This is a genomic window from Acidovorax sp. 59 (assembly GCF_002754175.1).
Lineage (GTDB): Bacteria > Pseudomonadota > Gammaproteobacteria > Burkholderiales > Burkholderiaceae_C > Acidovorax > Acidovorax delafieldii.
Genome location: NZ_PEET01000001.1, coordinates 2,846,654 through 2,868,917, shown reverse-complemented (window position 1 = coordinate 2,868,917; position 22,264 = coordinate 2,846,654). Strand labels below are relative to the sequence as shown.

20 protein-coding genes are annotated in these 22,264 nt (G+C 64.2%); 15 read left to right on the top strand and 5 right to left on the bottom strand.

All coding sequences use genetic code 11. From position 1 onward, the window contains the following. Positions 1–45 precede the first annotated feature (45 nt). From CLU87_RS12990 to CLU87_RS12980, 3 genes are all read left to right on the top strand, one after another. On the top strand, positions 46–921 hold the full coding sequence (locus CLU87_RS12990; RefSeq protein ID WP_099730696.1) for an alpha/beta hydrolase: 876 nt from the start codon (positions 46–48) through the stop codon (positions 919–921). 134 nt (positions 922–1,055) lie between these two features. Next, positions 1,056–2,717, top strand: a complete 1,662-nt coding sequence (locus tag CLU87_RS12985; protein ID WP_199170824.1) for an RNA-directed DNA polymerase — start codon at positions 1,056–1,058, stop codon at positions 2,715–2,717. Then, positions 2,710–4,260 carry a DNA polymerase gene (locus tag CLU87_RS12980; protein WP_099730694.1) on the top strand — a complete coding sequence of 517 codons (1,551 nt, stop codon included), beginning with the start codon at positions 2,710–2,712 and terminating at the stop codon, positions 4,258–4,260. Before CLU87_RS12985 ends, CLU87_RS12980 begins: the two co-directional genes overlap by 8 nt. Positions 4,261–4,581: 321 nt before the next feature. On the opposite strand, the gene CLU87_RS12975 is transcribed toward CLU87_RS12980, so the two are convergent. Together CLU87_RS12975 and hemH are read right to left on the bottom strand one after the other, a co-directional pair. Then, entirely contained in the window at positions 4,582–7,065 is a 2,484-nt protein-coding gene (locus tag CLU87_RS12975) for a Lon protease family protein (RefSeq protein ID WP_099730693.1), read from the bottom strand. A 207-nt stretch (positions 7,066–7,272) separates the two neighbouring features. After that, entirely contained in the window at positions 7,273–8,385 is a 1,113-nt protein-coding gene (gene hemH / locus CLU87_RS12970) for a ferrochelatase (protein WP_099730692.1), read from the bottom strand. A gap of 202 nt (positions 8,386–8,587) precedes the next feature. Here hemH and CLU87_RS12965 point away from each other — a divergent pair, with 202 nt between their 5' ends. From CLU87_RS12965 to CLU87_RS12910, 12 genes are all read left to right on the top strand, one after another. Next, entirely contained in the window at positions 8,588–9,259 is a 672-nt protein-coding gene (locus CLU87_RS12965) for an amino acid ABC transporter permease (RefSeq protein WP_099730691.1), read from the top strand. 15 nt (positions 9,260–9,274) lie between these two features. Beyond that, positions 9,275–9,928 (top strand): amino acid ABC transporter permease, encoded by a 654-nt coding sequence (locus tag CLU87_RS12960; RefSeq protein ID WP_015014909.1) that lies wholly within the window; start codon positions 9,275–9,277, stop codon positions 9,926–9,928. A 65-nt stretch (positions 9,929–9,993) separates the two neighbouring features. Further along, positions 9,994–10,809: a transporter substrate-binding domain-containing protein gene (locus CLU87_RS12955; protein WP_099730690.1), complete on the top strand. Its 816-nt coding sequence runs from the start codon at positions 9,994–9,996 to the stop codon at positions 10,807–10,809. 27 nt (positions 10,810–10,836) lie between these two features. Next, a complete protein-coding gene (locus CLU87_RS12950) occupies positions 10,837–11,616 on the top strand; it encodes an amino acid ABC transporter ATP-binding protein (protein WP_099730689.1) in 780 nt (259 codons plus the stop codon). A 77-nt stretch (positions 11,617–11,693) separates the two neighbouring features. Then, positions 11,694–12,440 carry a sugar phosphate isomerase/epimerase gene (locus CLU87_RS12945; RefSeq protein WP_099730688.1) on the top strand — a complete coding sequence of 249 codons (747 nt, stop codon included), beginning with the start codon at positions 11,694–11,696 and terminating at the stop codon, positions 12,438–12,440. Then, positions 12,437–13,387: a sugar kinase gene (locus CLU87_RS12940; protein ID WP_056638125.1), complete on the top strand. Its 951-nt coding sequence runs from the start codon at positions 12,437–12,439 to the stop codon at positions 13,385–13,387. The genes CLU87_RS12945 and CLU87_RS12940 overlap by 4 nt, the downstream gene beginning before the upstream one ends. Then, complete coding sequence (locus tag CLU87_RS12935) at positions 13,384–14,409, top strand: D-glycerate dehydrogenase (protein ID WP_099730687.1); 1,026 nt, start codon at positions 13,384–13,386, stop codon at positions 14,407–14,409. Before CLU87_RS12940 ends, CLU87_RS12935 begins: the two co-directional genes overlap by 4 nt. After that, a complete protein-coding gene (locus CLU87_RS12930) occupies positions 14,406–15,482 on the top strand; it encodes a LacI family DNA-binding transcriptional regulator (RefSeq protein WP_099730686.1) in 1,077 nt (358 codons plus the stop codon). The genes CLU87_RS12935 and CLU87_RS12930 overlap by 4 nt, the downstream gene beginning before the upstream one ends. 114 nt (positions 15,483–15,596) lie before the next feature. Beyond that, entirely contained in the window at positions 15,597–16,304 is a 708-nt protein-coding gene (locus CLU87_RS12925; protein WP_099732167.1) for an HAD-IA family hydrolase, read from the top strand. Positions 16,305–16,416: 112 nt separating this feature from the next. Then, positions 16,417–17,280 (top strand): DUF2189 domain-containing protein, encoded by an 864-nt coding sequence (locus CLU87_RS12920; protein ID WP_099730685.1) that lies wholly within the window; start codon positions 16,417–16,419, stop codon positions 17,278–17,280. Then, positions 17,277–17,489 carry a DUF2788 domain-containing protein gene (locus CLU87_RS12915; protein ID WP_099730684.1) on the top strand — a complete coding sequence of 71 codons (213 nt, stop codon included), beginning with the start codon at positions 17,277–17,279 and terminating at the stop codon, positions 17,487–17,489. The genes CLU87_RS12920 and CLU87_RS12915 overlap by 4 nt, the downstream gene beginning before the upstream one ends. A gap of 143 nt (positions 17,490–17,632) precedes the next feature. Continuing rightward, positions 17,633–18,922 (top strand): FimV family protein, encoded by a 1,290-nt coding sequence (locus tag CLU87_RS12910; protein WP_099730683.1) that lies wholly within the window; start codon positions 17,633–17,635, stop codon positions 18,920–18,922. A gap of 46 nt (positions 18,923–18,968) precedes the next feature. Here the strand turns inward: CLU87_RS12910 and CLU87_RS12905 are convergent, their stop codons facing one another. From CLU87_RS12905 to CLU87_RS12895, 3 genes are read right to left on the bottom strand one after another with little or no spacing between them, the layout of a single operon-like run. Continuing rightward, positions 18,969–20,018, bottom strand: a complete 1,050-nt coding sequence (locus CLU87_RS12905) for a tripartite tricarboxylate transporter substrate-binding protein (RefSeq protein WP_369804341.1) — start codon at positions 20,016–20,018, stop codon at positions 18,969–18,971. A gap of 35 nt (positions 20,019–20,053) precedes the next feature. Beyond that, the gene (locus CLU87_RS12900) at positions 20,054–21,442 is read right to left on the bottom strand and encodes a sensor histidine kinase (RefSeq protein ID WP_099730681.1); all 1,389 of its coding nucleotides are present in this window, start codon (positions 21,440–21,442) and stop codon (positions 20,054–20,056) included. 3 nt (positions 21,443–21,445) lie between these two features. Continuing rightward, positions 21,446–22,114 carry a response regulator gene (locus tag CLU87_RS12895; RefSeq protein WP_015014896.1) on the bottom strand — a complete coding sequence of 223 codons (669 nt, stop codon included), beginning with the start codon at positions 22,112–22,114 and terminating at the stop codon, positions 21,446–21,448. Between the last annotated feature and the right edge of the window lie 150 nt (positions 22,115–22,264).

Below are 22,264 nucleotides of genomic sequence, written 5' to 3'. Positions count from 1 at the left end.
ATTTCATCATGGCGTGGCAACCAAACCCCGTGCCAGAATGACCCGATGAGCACCACCACCTCCTCCTTCCAGTCCAACGCAGACGGCACCCAGGTCACTACCTACACCTGGGCCCAAACCCCGGGTCAACCAGTGGGCGTCGTCCAAATCTCTCACGGCCTTGCCGAGCATGGCGAGCGCTACGACCGCTTTGCGCGGGCCCTCAACGCCGCAGGCTTCATCGTCCACGCTGTGGACCATCGCGGCCACGGGCGCACGGCAGGTGGCAAGCTGGGTGACTTTGGCAGCGCAGGCTTCAGCGGCCTCATTGCCGATGTGGCCCAGTTCGGCGCACTGCTGCGCGCACAGCACGGGCCGCAACTGCCCGTGTTCCTGTTCGGCCACTCCATGGGCTCGTTCGCAGCGCAGGCGGCCATCCTCGACCATTCATCCACCTGGTCTGGTGTCATCCTGTCAGGCTCCACCGCCCTCGACCTGTTCGCCGCCGCCATGGCCAACGCCCCCGCCGATGCGCCCGCCGGGCTCGCGGCCTTCAACGCAGGTTTTGAGCACCGCACCGGCTACGAATGGCTGTCGCGCGACGCTGCAGAGGTAGACGCCTACGTGGCCGACCCGTGGTGCGGCTGGGACGTGCCACCCGATGTGATCCCCTCACTCTTCGCCCCCGCGCCGCGCCTGGCCGACCCCGTGCAGCTCGCGCGCATCCGCAGCGACCTGCCCATCCTCATCGCATCCGGCGACGCAGACCCGCTGGCCGCAGGCGGGGTCTTGTTGGAGCAACTGGGGCAGCGGTATCGGGATGCCGGTGTGGCCGATGTCACGGTCAAGCTGTACCCGGCGGCGCGGCATGAAATCTTGAATGAGACGAATCGGGATGAGGTGACGGGGGATGTGGTGGGGTGGTTGCGGGAGCGTTTTTAGATGGAGTGGTTGGATTTCGGCGCCCTGGGGGGCGATCTTGCCGATGCCTAGCTTGGGCTAGTTGGGGCGGTCAAACTTTGCGTCCCAGTAACTACAGCCGCCGACTGCCCATTTGATAAGGAGAGAGAGGTCCCATGCCACCACGTAGTGATGATGAGCGCACAGAGATCCTGGCATTTCCTATCGACGTGGATGTTGTTCTGCAACATTTGCATCGAGATATGCGCGATGACTGGTTTGAGGATGCACTACAGCATCGCGATCTATTCTCCAGTAAAACATCTTTGCGCGAAGTTCTGCATGAGGTTCTGCTGGAAGGAAATGGCCGCTACGGAGCATCAAAAAGGAATGTCTGCGATATCCCCAAAAAAGGGCTTGGTGTTCGCTATGCTCTTGAGACAGATTTTTATGACAGATTCATTTATCAGGCCATCTGTTCTTACTTAATTCCATTTTATGACCCTCTACTTTCCCATAGGGTCTTAGGCCATCGCTACGATAAGAGACAACGAACGGGCAAAGATCTATTTAAGGGACGAATCGAGCTCTGGCAGACGTTTGAAGGTGTAACTCGAACGGCGCTGCATAACAATCAGGCATTATTTGCAACCGATCTAATTAATTATTTCGAAAATATCACTACCGAAAGCATTCGAGAGGCATTCGAGGCAATGCTCCCGAAAATAACTGCTTCAGGCCCGCAGAAGGTGTTGATCCGAAATTCGATAAATACGCTTTGCGAGCTAATGACTTATTGGGGTTATAGTGAAAGACACGGACTTCCACAAAACCGGGATGCCTCATCATTTATTGCTAATGTTGTTCTAAATACTGTCGATCAAGAAATGGTTCGACTGGGATTTGACTATTACAGGTACGTTGACGACATCCGTATAATATGTGATAGCCCGCGCGCTGCTCGACATGCCGCCACGCTACTGATAGGTCAGTTGCGCACCGTGGGCATGAACATAAACTCCTCCAAGACAAAAATTCTTACGGCGGATAGCCCTACTTCAGACGTCAATGAGTTTTTTCCGGGCTCAGATGATCGCAGCATCACTATTGATAATATGTGGCGCTCAAGAAGTAGACGGGTAATAATTAGATCGACTAAATATATATTTCAACTACTTCAAGAGTGCATCGACTCCAAGCAAACGCAGTCGAGGCAGTTTAGGTTTGCTGTAAACCGTCTGATCAGACTTGTAGATGCTGGAATTTTCGATGTGCGGGGTGAAATGGCTGAGAAGCTCAAGTCGCTTCTAATTGATTCCCTGGAAGATCATGCGGTATCGACTGATCAATATTGCCGCCTGCTTAGCATTCTCGAATTGGTACCAGCTGAACTGGGACGAATAGAGCAATTTCTCTGTGATCACGAACGTGCAATTCATTCGTGGCAAAACTATCATCTGTGGCTCACTCTCGCGCGCGTCAGATTCAAAACACAAAAGCTGGTGGCTCTGGCAACTCAGAGAATTCAAGATAATGTTCTGAAACCAGAAGTTGCAGCTATTTTTATTTATCTCCGCTGCGTGGGTGAAGTTAGTGTCTTGGAGGGATTTGCGGTCAGCTTTCGATCCAATTGGCCCTATTATCATCAGCGAAACTATCTTCTTGCGACAAGCGATTCAAGCCGAGAATTTCTCAAGCCAGTTATCGCGCAACTCGGCATCAAGTTAAAAGGTACCGTCAACCGTGCCAGGAGTCATTTTGTTGAAAATATTCCTCTTGTGGAGCGTGAGCGAACTCCGATGCCAAAAATGTATGATGAGCTAAGTCCGTATGACTGATAAGAGAATTGCGCTCCTTTTTGTTAATGATTTTGCTGACCGTGGTGAGGAGAAATTTTTCTTAGTCTCGGGCGAAGCCGTTAAAGAGGTTGGTGCTGACGATGTGGTTAAGCAAGAGTTGGAGCTAGTTTGTCATGACTACTGGCTAATTGCGCCTGTTCTCTTTAAAAGAACTAAATTGCTTCCGCAAAGGGTGATGGATGTTGAGGAGTTGCGAATTTCAATTTCAGGGCTTCGTCTGGATCGCGAGAATCGCGAATCTCGAGACGCCTGCTCCGTTTTGCTGGAACTTGATTTGCTCAAAGAGGATGTAATCGGGAGATATAGAAATATAGTGTTCAAGAATGCGGCGCTTGACACTAACACACTTGCTCTTGTGGGGAACGCACTCTTGCAACTTTCTACGGATGTCGAAGAAAAGGCAAAAGTAGCAAATGAATGGGAGCGTTACTCGACTCTTGAAAGGCCAGTCAGTGAGTATCTGATCCGTTCTGTTGCGAATGGCATAGCGATCAACAGCACCGCGCTTCAAAAACATAAGAAAGATATAGACTTTTCTTACTACATGGCGCTGAAGGAGTTTTCGGCAAAATACTGTCTGCCTCTCGAAATTCCATCGGACGACGAGGTTGTTGAATATTTGACGCCTAAGGGTTTTGATTTTTCAGGCGTTGGCGTCGACTATGTTCTTAAATTTGTTCCGACTGCAGATGGATTTTCTGAACGTCTTTTGGAGCTGAGGAGGATAGCTGCCAGTCGCATGGTTTTGAATGCTATCCCACTTAGTGAGAAGAGAATATTTCCGATTGTGGACTATTTTGGTTCAATAACATCTAGAATTTATTACAAGGATCCATCGCTTCAAAATCTCGCGAAGCGCCATCGGGACATTATATCGCCTGATCACGGTATGAAGCTTTCTTACGTTGACTTTGGTCAGTTTGAGGCCGGAATTATGGGTGCGCTTTCAGGCGATCAACAAATGCTTGATCTTTTTGCATCCGGTGATCTTTATTCGATCGTTGCAGAAAAGGTATTTTCTGATGTATCGAAGAGAAAATCGGCTAAGCGGCTATTTCTTTCTTATGCCTACGGTATGAAAAGGAAAAGTCTAATTGACGCGGCTGTAGAGTTTGGGGCTCGGCGAGATGTGGCAAAGGCTTTTTTTAATCAGTTCTCAACGTTCGAAAAATGGAAACTAGGAGTGTGGTCTGAATTTCAAACTACTGGACGAATTGGGACGGTGTTTGGAAATTATCTCTCCCGAAGCGGCTCAGGTGAATTAAGTGAAAAGGAGAAGCGATCTGCTGTGAGTCAGGTGGTTCAAGGAACCGCTTCGCTGATTTTTAAGAAGGCACTGCTAAAAATGAGCTCTTTGACGAGCGTGGAATTAAAAATTCCGATGCACGATGCCGTCTTATTTCAGCATTCAGAGGATTTTGATCCCATCGAAGTGGCCAAGATGTTTGCTGCAGTGGTGACGGAGCATTTTGATGGAAAAATTGTGGGAAAAGCGTCAGTTGCAGATTTTGTGATTGACTAATGGGTGAATTAAATTTTCTGAGTATCTTCTATTTACTAGCTGGGAAATATTGAAAATGTTGACTGGTTTGTGGTCTGGCGCAGTGCAAGGTTCGATATTTGGCTCCTGCGTCTGGAGGTGCATCAGAAATCTAAAGATTTTTGGGCAATGCCTTTAGATGCCTATTCAAAGGCACGACTAGCTGCTTGACTACCACTCGCCATCGGAATTACTGGGTGTTTGTGCCTTACACCGTGTACTTCGACCTGCTGGGCCAAAGGTTGTTGGCACTGCGATGTAGCGAGAACTCTGAGCATTCAATCTCGTGGGTCAATAGCCCAGCTACCGCCCTCTGACCCCTCGCCCCCTCCGCGCGCTCCCCGCCACCTGACAAGCCCTCCGATACGCCCGCAGCGTCACCTCCGCCCGCTGCATCACCGTGTCCTCCACCGTGGCCGCGCCTCCAGCCAGCTCATCGGCCTGCGCCTGCAGCAACTCCGCCGGGCTCATGCCCGACGCCTCGCCCGTCAGCAACGCAATCCCCTCGCTCACGTGCCCCATGGTGTAGACATGGAACAGCCCGCGCTCTACGGCGTCCAGCACGCTGCGGTCCAGCATCAGGTGGCGTTGGTTGCGGGCGGGGATCAGCACGCCGTGGGTGCCGTCCAGCCCCGCCGTCGCGCAGGCGCGGAACCAGCCTTCGATCTTTTCGTTGATGCCGCCCACGGGCAGCACCTCGCCGTGTTGGTTGAGTGCGCCGGTCACGGCGATGCCCTGGCGCAGGGGCAGGCCTGACAGGCTGGACAGCAGCGCGTACAGCTCGGCGCACGAGGCCGAGTCGCCTTCCACGCCGCTGTATTCCTGCTCGAACACGATGGACGCATTGAGCGCCAGCGGCGCGACGTGGCTGAACAGCGCGGTGAGGTAGCTGTGCAGGATGAGCACGCCCTTGTCGTGGATGGGGCCGGACATATCGACCTCGCGCTCGATGTTGAGCAGGCCCTCTTGCCCGGCAAAGGTGCGCGCGGTGATGCGCACCGGAAAGCCGAAGCGGTAGTCGCCCAGGTCGATCTGCGTCATGGCGTTGATCTGGCCGGTGATGGAGCCCTGCAGCGTGATCAGGCGCTCACCTTCGGTGATGGACTCGTGCAGTTCTTCTTCGGGCTGGTTGTGGCGCAGGGTGCGGGCTGCCAGGGCGGCTTGTACGTCGGCGGCTTGCACCAGGCTGCCTGCGCGGGCCTGGCACAGGGCGGCGCTTTCGATGGCGAGCGCTTCGGTGTGGGCAAAGCGCGCGCTTTGGCGGCCTTGGTCATCGGCCTCGCGGTGTGATTGCTCCAGCAGCAGGGCCACGGCGTTGGCGGCAAAGTGGGGCAGGCCGCGTTTTTTGCAGCAATGCGCGACCAGGATGGCCGAGGACTGGTGGGTGCCGGGGGTGGCGATGAACCGGTCTGAGAAGTCCACCTTGACGCGAAAGCGGCGCGCGGCGTCGGGGTCGGCCTCTTGCAGGGCGTAGTACTCCTCCACCGATCCGATCAGCACGATCTTCACATCCACGTCCACCGGCTCGGGCTGCAGTGCCACGGCGCCGCCTGGCGCATGGGCGGAGCCGCCACCGCCGCCGTCCTCGATCTGCAAACGCCCGCAGCGCAGAAAGCGGCGCAGGCGCGGCCACAGGCCTTCTTCGGCGGCCAGGTCGTGCAGGTGCAGCAGGATGAAGCCGCCATGCGCCTTGAGCAGGCTGCCCGCGTGAATGCTGGCGTGGTCGGCCTGCACGGTGTCGGCGTCTGCGCCGTGTTCGATGCTGCCAAACAGGGTGCGGGCTGTGGGGTTGTCTTCCACCACCACCGGGGCGCTGGTGCGGCCGTGGTTGTCCACCACCACGTTCACCTGGCAGCGGGCCAGCAGGTCGTCCAGCGCGTCCTTGCGGTCGTCTTCGGCGTCCTGGCCTTGTTCAGCGTCACCTGGCTCGAACAGGTCGATGTGGTCCAGCACGGCGCGTTCCACCTGGTCCAGCCACTGCGTGAGCTTGACGGCGTCCTTGATCTGCTTGCGCAGGCCCTGGCGGATGCCGTGCAGCGCGTGCTCCACCAGGGGCTTGATGGTCTGGCGGCGCAGGGCGGCCAGGGCGTCGTCGCGCGTGCGCTCCAGCGGGCGGGTGGTTTCGAGAAACTTGGCGATCTCGGCGCGCAGCTCCTGCTCGGCGGCGTCGATCTCGGTGCGGCGCTCGCGGGGCAGGGCGCGCGCTTCGCCTTCGGTCAGCGGCTGCCCCTTGGGGCCGGTGAGGGTGAACACCATGTGCCCGGCCTCGCGGCTCAGGCGGAACTGGCGGGCCTCGGCAAAAGCGTCCAGCGTTGCAAAGGCTTCGCTCTCTTGCGTTTGCCAGGTCTTCTCGATGCGCTCGGCCTCTGCCTTGAAGTCGGGGCTGGTCAGGCGTTTGGGGATGTCGGCCTGCAGGCTGCGTGCCATGTCGGCCAGGCCCTGGCGCAGCAGGCGGCCCTCGCCTGCGGGCAGGCGCAGAGCGCGGGGGCGGTCGGGCAGGTCAAAGTGGTGCAGGTAGCACAGGTCGGGGGGCACCGCGCGTTTTGCGGCTTCGGCCTGCATGGCCTGGCGCAGCAGCGACGCCCGCCCGCTGCCCACTTCGCCCAGCACAAACAGGTGGTAGTCCGGCTGCTGCATCGCCAGACCAAATTGCGCGGCGGCTTGGGCGCGCTCCTGCCCGATCCAGGGCAGGGGCAGGTCTTGCAGCTCGGCGGTGCTGGCAAAGCCGAGCGTGGCGGGGTCAACGGTCAGACGCAACTGGTGGGGGGCAAGGGCAAAAGCGGGCATTGATGTGGGTGTGGGAAAGGGCGGTGCGGAGGGCGTGGCAGGCAGCCGTGCAGCAACTGGCGACCAAAATATGAGCCAAAACGGGCAGATGCGCTAGTGCAATATGCCCTGGGCGCTATCAATAATGTAGTGAGTGACCATGGGCGCGCAGGCCGCTCCGTGCCATTCGCTTTTGCGTTCGCATGCGCAATGGCATGGGCATGCGTATCAGTGCGCCACCGGGCAAACCCCGGCAGGCGCACCACCGGCCAGCGCGTGGCTGCGCGCATCGGCCAGTGCGGCGGCGGTAGGGGCCTCGGTGGGCCAGCCCGCCAGGTGCTGCTGGGCCACGCGGCTCAGGGCGGTGATCCAGTGGTGGTTGTCGTTCAAGCAGGGGATGTAGTGAAACTCCTGGCCGCCCGCGTGCAAGAACGCCTCGCGCACTTCCATGTTGATTTCTTCCAGCGTCTCCAGGCAGTCGCTGGTGAAGCCGGGGCACACCACGTCCACCCGCCGCGTGCCCGCCTTGCCCAGCGCCTCGATGGTGGGCTGGGTGTAGGGCTCCAGCCACTTGGCCTTGCCAAAGCGCGACTGGAAGGTGATGCGGTAGCGCTCCTCGCGCAGGCCCAGGCGCTCGGCCAGCAGGCGGCCGGTTTTGCGGGCCTCGCAGTGGTAGGGGTCGCCCAGGTGCAGGGTGCGCTCGGGCACACCGTGGAAGCTCATCACCAGCTGGTCGGGCTGGCCGTGGTGCTTCCAGTGCGTCTCGATGGTGCGGGCCAGGGCGTCGATGTAGCCGGGGGCGTCGTGGTAGTGGTTCACAAACCGCAGCTCGGGCACATTGCGGGTGGCGGCGGCCCAGGTGTAGACGGCGTCAAACACGCTGGCCGTGGTGGTGGCGGAGTATTGCGGGTACAGCGGCAGGATGAGGATGCGCGTGGCGCCCTCGGCCTTCAGCGCATCGAGCTGGCTGGCGATGGACGGGTTGCCGTAGCGCATGGCGTGGCGCACCAGCACCGCGTGGCCTGCCTCGCCCAGCCAGCCGCGCAGCAGTGTGGCCTGCTTGGCCGTCCAGTGCGCCAGGGGCGAGCCCTCGGGTGTCCAGATGCTGGCGTATTTGGCGGCCGACTTGGCGGGGCGGGTGCGCAGGATGATGCCGTGCAGGATGGGCATCCACAGCAGCTTTGGGATCTCCACCACGCGGTGGTCACCCAGAAACTGCGCCAGATACCGGCGCACGGCCGGGGCCGTGGGTTCGTCGGGCGTGCCCAGGTTGCACAGCAGCACGGCAGTGCGGTCGGCCTGGCCGTGGGTGAAAGGGGGTTCGGGGTGGAAGGAAGGCATGCGGCATTTTCACCCACGCGCCGAGCCAGTGCGGGCTGGGAGCCTATTTGCCGCCTCGCAAACCACCGCCTGTGAGATCAGCGCGGGATACAGCGTCTTCATGCGTTTTCAGCCCCTTTTTGGGGTGCATCGGGTATTCCCTGATGTGGTTATGAAACCGGTTTCATAAACTGGCGCCACTTTGGAATAACGACTGTCCACCGTGAATTACCAGTTCCAGTTCGATGCCGTGTTTGCCGCGTGGCCCTTGCTGCTCAAGGGCACCTGGATCACCGTGCAGCTGTCGCTCACTGCCACCTTGCTGGGGCTGGTGGTGGCCATCTTTTGCGCCTGGGGCAAGACCGGCGGGCCGGGCTGGCTGCGGTTTCTGATCAACGCGTACATCGAGGTCATCCGCAACACGCCATTTCTGGTGCAGCTGTTTTTCTTCTTCTTTGCGCTGCCATCCATCGGCCTGCGCTGGTCGCCCTACACCGCAGCGCTCACCGCCATGGTGGTGAACCTGGGGGCCTACGCGGCCGAGATCGTGCGGGCGGGTATCGAGTCCATCCCCAAGGGGCAAATCGAGGCGGGCAAGGCGCTCAACCTCAAGCCGTGGGAGATCTTCCGGTTTGTCATCCTCAAGCCCGCGCTCAAGGCCATCTACCCGGCGCTCACCAGCCAGTTCATCCTGCTGATGCTCAGCTCGGCCGTGGTGTCGGTGATCTCGGCGGACGACCTGACCTCGGTGGCGGCCAACCTGCAGTCGCAGACCTTCCGCAGCTTCGAGATCTACATCGTGGTGACAGCCATCTACCTGGCGCTGGCGTTGAGTTTCTCGGCGCTGTTCAAGCTGATCTACGACCGCGCCTTGAACTACCCCGACCGCCGCTGAGCCAGGACTGCCATCATGCGTACTTTCGGACTCTCCGAATTCCTTTTCATCGTGCAGGCCGCGCAGTGGACGCTGGCGCTGTCGGCCATTGCCTTCGTGGGCGGTGCGCTGCTGGGGCTGGTGGTGGCGCTGTCGCGCACCTCAGAGAACGCTGCGGCACGCAATGCGGCGCGCGTGTTCATCCAGGTGTTCCAAGGCACGCCGCTGCTGCTGCAACTGTTCCTCATCTTCTTTGGTGCGCCGGTGCTGGGGTTTGACATCAACCCCTGGGTGGCGGCGGGCGTGGCGCTGGTGCTGAACAGCGCGGCCTTTCTGGCCGAGATCTGGCGCGGGTGTATCGAGGCCGTGCCACGCGGCCAGTGGGAAGCCGCCCAGGCGCTGAACCTCAAGTACGTGGCCCGCATGCGGTTTGTGGTGCTGCCCCAGGCTTTCAAGATTGCGCTGCCGCCCACGGTGGGCTACATGGTGCAGATCATCAAGGGCACGTCGCTGGCCGCCATCATCGGCTTCACCGAGATCACGCGGGCGGGGCAGATCATCAACAACGCCACGTTTCAGCCGCTGCATGTGTTCACCACCGTGGCCGCGCTGTACTTCGTGATCTGCTGGCCGCTGTCGCTGCTGGCCGCACGCATGGAGCGCAAGCGCGCCCGTGCTTTGGCGCGCTGAGCCACGCGCCGCAACCTTCTTTTTTCTTTCTGTTCTCGTTCACACCCACCACCAGGAGACATGCGATGACTTTTTCTTTGCAACGCCGCACCGCCACCGCCGCTTTGGCTGCCATAGCCACTTTTGGCCTGGGCGCCGCCCTCACGGCGTTTGCGCCGCTGGCCTCGGCACAGTCCGTGGCCGACATCAAGAAGAAGGGTGAGATCACTATCGGCATGCTGGTGGACTTTCCGCCCTACGGCACCACCAACGCACAAAACCAGCCCGACGGCTACGACGCCGACGTGGCCAAGCTGCTGGCCAAGGACCTGGGCGTGAAGGCCAACATCGTGCCCGTCACCGGCCCCAACCGCATTCCGTTTTTGCTGACCAACAAGGTTGATGTGCTGGTGGCCTCGCTGGCCATCACGCCCGAGCGCTCCAAGCAGGTGCAGTTCTCGCAGCCCTATGCGGCCGCGACCATCGTGCTGTACGGCAAGACCGGCGCCAACATCAAGAGCGCTGCCGACCTGAAGACCGTGCGCGTGGGCGTGGCCCGTGCCAGCACCCAAGACGTGGCCGTGACCAAGGCGGCGCCCGAGGGCACCGAGATCCGCCGCTTTGACGACGACGCATCGGCCATGCAGGCGCTGATCTCGGGCCAGGTCGATGCGATTGGCTGCTCGGTCACGGTGGCCGCGCAGATCGCCAAGCGCGTGCCCGCCAACACGTTCGAGAACAAGTTCAACCTGCTGCAGCAGGCCATGGGCATTGCCCTGCGCCCCGGCCAGGACGAGCTGACCAAGGCAGTGAACGACTTTGTGGCCCGCAACACCGCCAATGGCGAGCTGAACAAGCTGTACCAGAAGTGGCTGGGCGCTGACCTGCCCAAGCTGCAATAAGCCGGTCTGAACGATAAGGAGCCATTGATGAGCGACGCAGTCACGACCGCCCCCGGCACGCCGCCGATCATCCGCATGGAAGGGGTCAACAAGTGGTACGACAGCTTCCAGGTGCTCACCGACATCAACCTGTCGGTGCGGCCCGGCGAGCGCATCGTGATCTGCGGGCCATCGGGCTCGGGCAAGTCCACGCTGATTCGCTGCATCAACCGGCTGGAGACGGTGCAAAAGGGCCGTATCGAGGTCGATGGCATCGACCTGACCGCCGGTGGCAAGAACGTGGACGCCGTGCGCGCCGAAGTGGGCATGGTGTTCCAGCAGTTCAACCTGTTCCCGCACCTGACCATTCTGGAAAACTGCACGCTGGCCCCCATGCGATCACGTGGCATGAGCAAGGCCCAGGCCGAAGAAGTGGCCATGAAGTACCTGACCCGCGTGCGCATCCCCGAGCAGGCGCACAAGCACCCCAGCCAGCTGTCGGGCGGGCAGCAGCAGCGCGTGGCCATTGCGCGGGCGCTGTGCATGGCGCCCAAGGTGATGCTGTTTGACGAACCCACCTCGGCGCTGGACCCCGAGATGGTCAAGGAAGTGCTGGACACCATGATCAGCCTGGCCGAAGACGGCATGACCATGCTGTGCGTGACGCATGAGATGGGCTTTGCCCGCAGCGTGGCTGACCGGGTGATCTTCATGGCCGACGGCAAGATCCTGGAGCAGGCGCCGCCGCAGCAGTTCTTCGGACAGCCGCAGCACGAGAAGACGCGGCAGTTCCTGGGCCAGATCCTGACTTCCCACCACGCACATTGAGACCCACGCACATCGAGACCTGACAGGTCGTGCGGTTGATGGCCTTCGCCCTGGTGGGCGGAGCCTGAAAGAAACACATGAAGGTATTGATTTCCCTGTCCTCCTTCGGCGCGGCCGAAACCGGTCGCCACGGCCAGCTGTGGTGTACCGACCTGGCCCAGCAAGCGGGCGCGGATGGCGTGGAGGTGCGTGGCGAGCTGCTCCGCGACTCAGCCACCGAACTGCCCGCGCTGGCGGGCCGGGCAGCGGTGTACTCCAGCCCTGAAGGCCTGTGGACCCCGCAGGGCGCGCTGGACGAAGCAGCCCTGGCGCGTGGCGTGCAGGCTGCGCAGGTGCTGCGCGCGCCGCGACTGAAGATGTCGATTGGTGGCTTTGGTCCTTCGTCGCATGCCTCGCTGCACCGCCTCAAGGACCTGCTGTTGGCCGCCCCGCAGGTGGAGCTGGTGATCGAGAACGACCAGACTGCCACCGCCGGCACGCTGGCCGCCATGCAGGCCTTTTTTGCGGCCCAGGCACAGGCGGGGCTTGACCTGGGCATGACCTTTGACATGGGCAACTGGCACTGGCAGGGCGAATGCCCGCTGCAGGCCGCGCAGGCCTTGGCACCCTATGTGCGCTATGTGCACTGCAAAGGCGTGCAGCGCCTGCCCGCCAAGTGGGTGGCGGTGCCGCTGGCCGATTCGGTGGCGCCCTGGCGCGCCGTGTTGCGCGCTTTGCCTGCCGATGTGCCGCATGCCATTGAATACCCGCTGGTGGGGGACGACCTGGTGGCCGTCACGCGCGAGCAGGTGGCGGTTATCCGCGCTGCCCGGGAGGCTGCATGACCGCCCCGGCCTTTGACGTGGCACTGTTTGGCGAGGCCATGCTGCTGCTGGTGGCCAACGAGCCTGGCCCGCTGGAGAACGCCACCGGCTTTCACAAGCGCACGGCCGGGGCCGAGACCAATGTGGCCATTGGCCTTGCGCGCCTGGGCCTGAAGGTGGGCTGGGCCAGCCGCTTGGGCACCGATTCGATGGGCCGCGCGCTGCTGGCCGCCATGCAGGGCGAAGGCATTGATTGCTCGCACGTGGTGTGCGATGCCACGCAGCGCACAGGCTTCCAGTTCAAGGAGCGCGTGATGGATGGCCGCGACCCGCAGGTGGAATACCACCGCAAGGGCTCCGCCGCCAGCCAGATGGGGCCCGCCGATGTGGACGAGCCCTGGCTGCGGTCCGCGCGCCATCTGCATGCCACGGGCGTGTTTGCCGCCATCTCCGACACCAGCCTGCAGGCGGCCATCCGCACGCTGGAGGTGATGCGCGCTGCGGGCCGCACCATCTCGTTCGACCCCAACCTGCGCCCCACGCTGTGGTCGTCGCCCGAGACCATGCGCCACTGGATCAACACCCTGGCGACCTATGCCGACTGGGTGCTGCCGGGCATGGAAGAGGGCGTGTTTTTGACCGGCGAAACCACCCCCGAGGGTGTGGCGCGCTTTTACCGCGAGCGGGGCGCCAAGCTGGTGGTCGTCAAGCTCGGCCCCGAGGGCGCGTACTACGACAGCGACGTGGCTGGCACCGGCCGCGTGCCCGGCGTGCCCGTGGCCCAGGTGGTAGACACCGTGGGCGCGGGCGACGGCTTTGCCGTGGGCGTGATCAGCGCCCTGCTGGAAGGCCTGACCGTGCCCGCCGCCGTGCGCCGTGGCGCCTGGATTGGTGCGCGTGCCGTGCAGGTGCTGGGCGACACCGAGGGGCTGCCCACCCGCGCACAACTGCAGGAGGCGGGTCTGTGAGCCTGGCGCCATCTTCAACAGACAGCACCACAACCCCAGCGCGCAAACAGGTGCTGGTGTTTCGCGAGCTGCCGCCCGACCAGCTCGCGCGGCTGACCGCCGTGCACGACGTGACCGTGGCCGACCCGCGCAAGCCCGATGAGCGCGCGCGGTTTGACGCCGCGCTGGCGCAGGCGCACGGGCTCATCGGCTCCAGCTTTCCCATCGATGCCGCCATGTTGGCGCGTGCGCCGCTGCTGCAGGTGGTGTCCAGCATTTCGGTGGGCGTGGACAACTACGCGCTGGACGTGCTGCAGGCGCGCGGCATCATGCTGTGCCACACCCCCGGAGTGCTCGACGAAACGGTGGCAGACTCGGTGTTTGCCCTCCTCATGGCCACCAGCCGCAGGCTGGTGGAGCTGTCGCAGCTGGTGCGCGAGGGCCGGTGGACGAAGAATATTGGAGAAGACCTGTTTGGCAGCGATGTGCATGGCAAGACGCTGGGCCTGCTCGGATTTGGCCGCATTGGTCAGGCCGTGGCGCGCCGCGCCGCACTGGGGTTTGGCATGCCCGTGATGTACCACGCCCGCCGCCCGGTGGACCTGGCAACCCAGGCCCCTGAGTTGCAGGGCAAGGCCATCCACACGCCGCTGCCTGCGTTGCTGGCGCAGTCGGACTTTGTGGTGGCCATGCTGCCCTTGTCGGACAGCACAAGGGGCATGGTCAACGCCGAACTGTTTGCGGCCATGAAGCCCGGCGCCATCTTCATCAACGGCGGCCGGGGTGCCACCGTGGTGGAACAAGACCTGCTGCGCGCGCTGGACCATGGCCCGCTGCGCGCAGCGGGGCTCGATGTGTTTGCCACCGAGCCGCTGCCGCTGGCGTCGCCCCTGCGCACCCACCCGCGCGTTACCCCGCTGCCGCACATTGGATCGGCTACGCACGACACGCGCCATGCCATGGCCGCGCTGGCCACCACCAACCTGCTGCAGGCCCTGGCGGGCGAACGGCCCGCTGCTGTGTACAACGCAGTACCCGCATGAGCCCGCCGACACCCGCACCCTCCACCGCGCCGCGCGTCCGTCCCACCATCGCCGATGTAGCGGCCGAGGCCGGTGTGTCCAAGGCCACGGTGTCGCGCTACTTCAACCACCGTGAACGCCTGCTCAGCCCCGACATTGCAGCGCGGGTCGAGGCGGCCATCGCCAAGCTGGCCTATGTGCCCAGCCCCATGGCCCAGGCGCTGAGCCATGGCCGCTCGCGGCTCATTGGCCTGGTGGTGGCCGACATCACCAACCCCTATTCGGTGGCCGTGTTGCGGGGCGCCGAGAAAGCCTGCCAGGATGCAGGCTACCTGGTCATGCTGTTCAACCTGGGCAACGACCGCGAGCGCGAGCGCGCGGCCATCGACGCGCTGGCCAGCTACCAGGTGGATGGTTTCATCCTCAACACGCTGGGGCAGGGCGAGGGGCAGGCGGATGTGAACACCTTGCACGGCAAGCCCGCCGTGCTGGTGGACCGGCGCCACGCCGGGCTGGCGGCAGACTTCGTCTCGCTGGACAACCAGGGCGCCATGCGCGAAGCCTGTGCCCACCTGCAGCAGCAAGGCTGGCAGCGCCTGCTTTACATCACCCAGCCCTTGTTGGGCGTGAGTTCCCGCATCGAGCGCACGGAGGCCTTCCGTGCGCTGGTGTCCTCCAAGGGCTCGACGGTGCGCGGCGCGGTGCTGGAGCTGGCGGCCGAGCAGGGTGACGAAGTGCTGGACCAGGCACTCACCGATCTGCTGCGGCAGGCCCGGCCCGGCGAGCGCTGCGCGGTGGTGGCGGGCAATTCGGTGGTCACGCTGCGGGTGGCAGCGTCCGTCTCGCGCCTGGGGTGGACGTTTGGGCAACAGCTGGGTTTCGTAGGCTTTGACGACCCCGAATGGGCGTCGCTGATCCGGCCCGGCCTGAGCGCCGTAGCCCAGCCCACCGATGCCATCGGGCAACGTGCGGCGCAGTGCCTGCTGGAGCGTATCAACGGCCTGGAAGGCCCTGCGCGCGAGAGCCTGCTGCCCGGGCTGCTGGTGGTGCGCGGGTCGTCGCTGGGGGCTGCGGGCGCGGCATCCGCAGGCTGAACGCGCTGCGCAAGGGATGCACGGCATTCCTGGGGCCTGCGGTATGCTTTGCTGCCCTCGCCCTGGCGCATCGCCGGGGCCTCTTTTTTCGCCTTCATCCTTCAGGTGCGCCCTGTGCCAAATCCCTCTCTGGACACCTCCCGCATCCGCGCTATCTCTATCGACCTGGATGACACACTCTGGCCCATCTGGCCCACCATCACGCGGGCTGAGAGTGTGCTGCTGGACTGGCTGACCCACCACGCGCCTGCCACAGCGGCACTCTTCTCGGACACCGAGGCGCTGCGCGCCATCCGCAACCAGATGGTGACCCTGCGCCCTGACCTGAAGGGCGACCTGAGCGCGCTGCGGCGCGAGTCCATCCGGCTGGCGCTGACGCAGGCCGGTGACGAGCCCGCCCTGGCCGAACCGGCGTTTGATTTGTTCTTTGCCGAGCGCCAGCGGGTGGAGCTGTTTGACGACGCCCACGACACGCTGGCTTTCTTGTCAGCGCGCTACCCGGTGGTGGCGGTGTCCAACGGCAATGCCGATATTCACCGCATTGGCATCGGCCACTACTTTCGCCACAGCATCAGCGCGTCGGACTTTGGCATCGCCAAACCCGATGTGCGCATCTTCCATGCGGCCGCCACGGCTGTGGATGTGTTGCCCCACGAGGTGCTGCACGTGGGCGACGACGCCACACTGGATGCGCAGGGCGCGCTGAACGCGGGCATGCAGGCGGTGTGGATCAACAGTGCCAACCACCCCTGGCCGCACGACGACACCCCGCCCCATGCCACGGTGGACAGCCTTACCGCGCTGTGCCGGCTGTTGGACTGACCGGTTCCGTTGGGTTCGGTTTCTTGCCTCAGGTCAAGGTTTGGGCGCGCGGCGGTTGATGCCGCTGCCCGATCAAGTCACACTCCATCGTCGCTCAGCGACCCATCCCACCATGCCCCGTACTCCCCCCCCGTTGCCCGCCATCCGCACCATCGGCATGATGCAGCCCATGACCTGGCTGGTGCTGGCCTGGCGCGACATGGCACGGGCGGGCTGGATCAGTTTTGCGCATGGCCTGGCACTCACACTGTTTGGCGCCGCCATCTTTGCGGTGGCCCACCACCGCTTCTGGCTGCTGGCGGGGGCTCTGTCGGGTTTCCTGGTGGTGGCGCCGGTGCTGGCCACCAGTCTGTATGCGCTGAGCCGCGCGCTGGAGCGTGGCGAAGCCGCAAACCTGGGCGTGGTGCTCAAGACCTGGCTCAATTGGCAGAACAGCCACGTGAACAAATGGGGCAGCGACTACTGGTGCATGCTGCAGTTTGGGGCCCTGCTGGCGCTGGCCGCCTCGGGCTGGGTCATGACATCTGCGGCGCTCATCACGCTGCTGGCGCCCGTGCCTATCGAGACACCGCTCGACTTTTTGCGCCACGTGGTCATGGCGCGTGACGGCTGGTTGTTTGAAATCTGGCTGGCGCTGGGCAGCCTGATGGCCGCGCCCATTTTTGCGTCCAGCGTGGTGGCCATGCCGCTGCTGCTGGACCGCCGCGCCACGCTGCTGCAGGCGGTGCTCACCGGCTGGCAGGCGGTTATCACCAACCCGCTGCCGATGGCGTTCTGGGCAGCGATCATCCTGGGCTTTACCTTGCTGGGCCTGGGTTCCCTGCTGCTGGGCCTGATCGCTGTGATGCCCATGCTGGGGCATGCCAGCTGGCACGCATACCGCGACCTGGTGGATGCATCCAGCCTGCCAGAGCGTGACCTGGTGGCCCCTGCTGTACCGGCGGCCCCTGTGCGCCGGCCTGGAGGGACATCGTGATTTTTGGATTTACCGAGGCGCAGATCTCGGGCTTCTTCCTCACCTACGGGGTGGGGGCGTTCATCGCCTACATGCTGTTCATCATCGGGCAGCTCGCGTGGGAATCGAAGGCCGGACGCTTTGGCACCTTCGTGCTCTTCCTGGGCCTGGGCGTGGGTTTTCTGGGGTTCCTGGCCAAGGTGATGATTCAGTGGTGGCTGGAGCGATAGCCGCCCGGGCGGTCGCCTGATCAATGCCCTGCGTACCAGATTGCGCGCTTTGCGGGGCTTGGCACTGAGGCCTGCGCATTCATTTCTTTTCGTTGTGTTTAGTTTCCTGTAGAAACTAATTGCAATGGCAGGAGGTGGTTGTGATGCTGCGTAACTCCCTGATCGTCGCCCTGCTGGGGCTGCTGGCCGAGGCGGCGGAAGCCCTGTCCCTGGGCGCGCCGCAAGGCAAGGTGTGGCTGGGACAGCCCATCGACCTGGGCTTTGAAGTCCAGCTGGACCCCGGCATGTCGGTGGACGCCTTGTGCCCGCAAGCGCGGCTGGTGTCTGGCGATGTGGCCGTGCCGGCAGGCCGAGTCCAGGTGAGCGTGCGGCCTGGCGAACCGGAGCGCAACCCGGTGCTGCGGGTGCAGTCCTCCCATCTGGCCGACGAGCCGGTGCTGACTGCCCAGGTTTCTGTCCATTGCACGGGCCGGGTGACGCGCGAATACACCTTTCTGGCCGATCTGCCCGCCACCGTTGCGGCCGGGCTGAAGCCAGTGGCGATTCCCTGGGAGGTGCCGTTGGCAGATGCCTCCCCCTCGCAGGCGGCCGGGGTGGCTGCCGGAGAGGCCTCTTCTGCAACCGCAATGGGCCCCTCGCGGCCGCGCAAGGCGTCGGCCGCCAGCCGGGTAGCCCGCAAGGGCACGAAACTGGCCGCAAAGTCTGCCGGGGCTCCCGTTGCGCGCAGCCGGTCCGCTGACACAGCGGCAGTGGCTTCCGCGACCAGCACTGCGCAGACGGCGCCTCAGGAGCCACCCAGCACCGCGCCCAGCATGGCGCCTGAGGCCGCAGCAGCGCCCCCCGCACAGGCGTCGGCATCGTCCACCGCCTCGGTGGCTCCAGCAGCGGCATCTATTGCGCCTGGACCTTCCAAGCCCCGGCTGGTGATGGAGCCGTTGACGGCGCTGGTCACGCCGCCCGCTTCGGGCGAAGGGGCTCCGTCCGACGGCGCAACACTGATGCCGGTGGCGGCTTCGGCTGCGGAGGTCAACGCGCCGGACGGCGCGGGATCCCCCGGCGCGCGCATTCAGGCCTTGCAGGTGGAAGTGGATCGCATGCGCGCGCAGGCCGAGCAAGACCATCAGGCCACGCTCGCATTGCTGGCCCGTGTGGAACAGCTGAATGCAGGGCATTTCCCGGCGTCCTTGGTGTATGGGCTTCTGGCTATGCTGGCCTTGACGGTTGGGGCAGCAGGCTGGCTGCTGGCGCGCATGCGACACGCCATGGACGCATCGAACGAAGAGTGGCGCAACACCCTGACGGCCTATGTGGCGCAGTCTTCCTTGCCCGCAGCGGGAGACGCCGAGGCCGAGCGCCGCACAGCAGTGCTACCTGCCGATGACCGGCCTGCCGGGTTGCCCGGACTACAAGGAGTGGGTGCCCTGGCCGCGTAGGGACGGTCAGCGGACCAATCGCTCAGGAGGTGGTGCGCAGCGCAGATCAACGCGGCCAGGACCGCAGCCCCAGATCCTGCGCCAGGCGGCGATAGTCGGCCAGGCTGCGTTGCACATAGTCGTCCAGGGCCGTGCCACTCAGCGCGAAGGGGTACAGCCCATGGCGGGCGCACAGGGCCGCGTAGCCAGGCGCTGCCTGGGCTTCCTGCAGGGCGGTCGTCCAGGCGTGGGCGTCGGCATCGCGCACGCTGGCGGCCATGTAGAGGCCGCGCACGGTGGTCCATTGCAGGTCAATGCCCTGCTCGCGTGCCGTGGGCAGGGCGGCCAGTGTGCCGGGCAGCCGCGTGGGGGCCAGCACCGCCAGGATGCGCACCGGCAGGCCTTCTGCAGCGGCCCGGGTGGCCTCGGCCGCGTCGCCGGTGAAGATGTCGATGTGCCGGCCACCCAGCGCCTTGAGCGATTCGCCGCCGCCTTCAAACGATACAAAACGCATGCGCTTGTGGTCTTGCCCCGCTGCGCGCACCAGCAGCGCGGCCTTGACCCAGTCCTGGCTGCCCAGCGTGCCGCCGGCGCCAAACACCACGCGGCCCGAATCTTTTTGCAAGGCGGTGACCACGTCCTGCAAGCGCTGGTAGGGGGCGTCGCGGTGCACAGCCACCACGCCGTAGTCGTTGCCCAGTGTCGCTATCCAGCGCACGGCGCTCACCGGGTGTGGGCCGAAGCGGCCCTGCGCCATGTTGAGCAGCGAGCCGCTGGAGAACGCCACCAGCGTGCCGGGCCCTCCCAGGCGGCCGGTGGCCACCTGGTCAAATGCCACCGCGCCAATGCCACCGGGCAGGTAGCGGGTGCGCAGCGGCGTGCGGCCAGGGCGCACGGCCTGCAGTGCCTGTGAGGCCAGACCACAGGTCAGGTCAAATCCGCCGCCGGGGCGTGAAGGTGCAATGCATTCCGCCGGCTCACGGGATGCGTCGGCTGCCGCCGGGAAGGGAGCCAGGCCCGCGCCAGCGCTGGCGGCGGCCGCGAGCGTCTGCAGCAGCTGGCGGCGGCTGCAAGGCGCTGTCAGCGGACGGTCTGTGGTGGGCAAGGGCTGCGGCATGGGGTGTGGAGCGTTCACTTGTTCAGCAGACTGTGTCAGGCGCGGGGCCACCAGAGTATTGCCAGGAGCCCAGTCCCTTCAGCGCGCGCCTGCAGCCGCAGGCTGCCCCGGTGCCGTTCGGCAATCGACCGCGCAATGGCCAGCCCCAGGCCGGAGCCGCCCGCCGTGGCCTGCGAGCCGCGCCGGTAGCGCTGGCCCAGTGCGTCGCGCTCCTCGGAGGGCAGACCGGGGCCGTTGTCCTCCACGCAGATGCTCCAGCCCAGGCTGTCACCCGCGGCCGACACGGTGACGGTGCCCTGCGCGGGGGTGTAGGCGATGGCATTGGCTGCCAGATTGGTCAGGGCCTCGCGCAGCAGGCCACTGTCGCCCACGGCCTCGATGCCAGCGGAGGGCGTATGGATGCCAAAGTCGATCTGCTTGGCGCGCGCCTGGGGCAGCAGCTCCAGCGCCACCGTGCGCAGCAGCGCGGCCAGGTCAAAGGGCGTCAGCTCCACCGCCGCTGTGTCGCTGCGGCCCAGTGCCAGCAGCTGCTGGGTGCTGCGCGTGGCGCGGGCGATCTCGCCTCCGATGGCTGCCAGCGTGTGCTGCACCTGCGTGGTGTCGCCCTCGCGGCGTGCGTAGTCGATCTGCATCTGCAGCGTGGTGAGGTGGGTGCGCAGCTGGTGCGAGGCATCGTCCAAAAACTGCCGTTGCTGTGCCACCAGATCTTGCGTGCGCGCCATCTGCTGGTTGACCGCGTCCACCAGCGGGCGAATGTCGGCGGGCAGGTCGTTGGATGCCAGCGAGGTCATGTCGTCGCCGCTGCGGGCCTGCACCTCGCGCGCCAGCCGCGCCAGCGGGCGCAGCGCCACGGCCAGCAGCGCCGCAGTGCCCAGCACCATCAGGGCCAGCACCAGCGCATCGCGCTGCACCGCGCGGCGCACAAAGCGGGCTGTGAAGTCCTGGCGCGACCGCGTGCTTTCGGCCACCTGCACCAGCACGGTAGATGCGGGCTCCGCACGGTCCAGCGCGCGGCGGTAGGCGGCCAACCGCACGGACTCTCCAAAGTAGGTGGCGTCATAAAAGCGCGGCACGCCGGGCTCCAGCGCGCCAGTGGGCAGAGGCAGGTCGGCATTGCCCAGCTCCACCAGCCCGTCGGATGACGCCACGCGAAAGTACACATTGCCGCTGGCCGTGAGTTCAAAGAATTCCAGCATGCTGTACGGCAACTCGGCCGACAGGCCGCCCGAGGCGGTGGAGATGTTGGCGTCGATGGACTTGAGCGCGCCGAGCAGCGAGCGGTCGTAGGCCGCGTTGGCGGCCTCCAGCGCATCGTGCCGGGTCATCCACAGCTCCACGCCCGTCACCAGGGCCAGCAGCGGCAGCAGCAGCATGGCCAGCAGCCGCCACAGGCTGGCGCGGCGCAGGCGTGCGGTCAGGCCCATCGGTCAGTCTGCTTCCAGCGCATAGCCCAGGCCGCGCAGCGTGGTGATGCGCACACCACTGCCATCCAGCCGCTTGCGCAGGCGGTGCACAAACACCTCCACGGCTTCGGGGTGCACATCGTCATCGTCGGTGAACACGCGGTCCAGGATCTGCTGCTTGGAAAACGGCTCGCCGCTGCGCTGCACCAGCACGCGCAGCACGGCGTGTTCGCGCGGGGACAGGGCCAGGGGCTCGCCGCGCAGGGTGAACTGCTTGCGGGCGCTGTCGTATACCAGCGCACCGCAGGCCTGGCGCTGGTGCTCGTTGCCGCGCGCGCGGCGCACCAGGGCGTGCAGGCGTGCTTCCAGCTCGGCCAGCTCGAAGGGCTTGGCCAGAAAGTCGTCGGCCCCTGCGTTGAGCGAGCGCACGCGCTCGTCCAGCGAATCACGTGCCGTCAGGATCAGCGCGGGCAGGCGCTGGTCGCGGTCGCGCAAGCGCTGCAGCACCGCCTGCCCGTCCAGCCCGGGCAGGCCCAGGTCCAGCACCAGTGCGTCGTAGTTGTCGTGCTGCTGCAGCGCGCGGTCGGCCAGGCGGCCATCGTTCACCCATTCGACCTGGATGCCCGCATGCTCCAGCGCGCGGCTCAGCCAGGTGCCCAGGTTGTGGTCGTCTTCGGCCAGAAGGATGCGCATGGAGGGATGCTACCGTTTGTGCGGATGACGCAGGGCTTGCCTTCAGCATTGAGCCATTCAACGCGGAGCGGTCGCGGCGCGCAAGCGCCAGCAGTCAGCTTGCGAGCACGCACTGCCCGGGCCAGGCAGCCGTGCAAGGGCCGCCCCGCC

Coding starts and splice junctions, on each gene's coding strand:
- CLU87_RS12990 (WP_099730696.1), top strand. CDS start 46: ATGAGCACCACCACCTCCTCCTTCCAGTCCAACGCAGACGGCACCCAG.
- CLU87_RS12985 (WP_199170824.1), top strand. CDS start 1,056: ATGCCACCACGTAGTGATGATGAGCGCACAGAGATCCTGGCATTTCCT.
- CLU87_RS12980 (WP_099730694.1), top strand. CDS start 2,710: ATGACTGATAAGAGAATTGCGCTCCTTTTTGTTAATGATTTTGCTGAC.
- CLU87_RS12975 (WP_099730693.1), bottom strand. CDS start 7,065: ATGCCCGCTTTTGCCCTTGCCCCCCACCAGTTGCGTCTGACCGTTGAC.
- hemH (WP_099730692.1), bottom strand. CDS start 8,385: ATGCCTTCCTTCCACCCCGAACCCCCTTTCACCCACGGCCAGGCCGAC.
- CLU87_RS12960 (WP_015014909.1), top strand. CDS start 9,275: ATGCGTACTTTCGGACTCTCCGAATTCCTTTTCATCGTGCAGGCCGCG.
- CLU87_RS12955 (WP_099730690.1), top strand. CDS start 9,994: ATGACTTTTTCTTTGCAACGCCGCACCGCCACCGCCGCTTTGGCTGCC.
- CLU87_RS12950 (WP_099730689.1), top strand. CDS start 10,837: ATGAGCGACGCAGTCACGACCGCCCCCGGCACGCCGCCGATCATCCGC.
- CLU87_RS12945 (WP_099730688.1), top strand. CDS start 11,694: ATGAAGGTATTGATTTCCCTGTCCTCCTTCGGCGCGGCCGAAACCGGT.
- CLU87_RS12940 (WP_056638125.1), top strand. CDS start 12,437: ATGACCGCCCCGGCCTTTGACGTGGCACTGTTTGGCGAGGCCATGCTG.
- CLU87_RS12930 (WP_099730686.1), top strand. CDS start 14,406: ATGAGCCCGCCGACACCCGCACCCTCCACCGCGCCGCGCGTCCGTCCC.
- CLU87_RS12920 (WP_099730685.1), top strand. CDS start 16,417: ATGCCCCGTACTCCCCCCCCGTTGCCCGCCATCCGCACCATCGGCATG.
- CLU87_RS12910 (WP_099730683.1), top strand. CDS start 17,633: ATGCTGCGTAACTCCCTGATCGTCGCCCTGCTGGGGCTGCTGGCCGAG.
- CLU87_RS12905 (WP_369804341.1), bottom strand. CDS start 20,018: ATGCCGCAGCCCTTGCCCACCACAGACCGTCCGCTGACAGCGCCTTGC.
- CLU87_RS12900 (WP_099730681.1), bottom strand. CDS start 21,442: ATGGGCCTGACCGCACGCCTGCGCCGCGCCAGCCTGTGGCGGCTGCTG.
- CLU87_RS12895 (WP_015014896.1), bottom strand. CDS start 22,114: ATGCGCATCCTTCTGGCCGAAGACGACCACAACCTGGGCACCTGGCTG.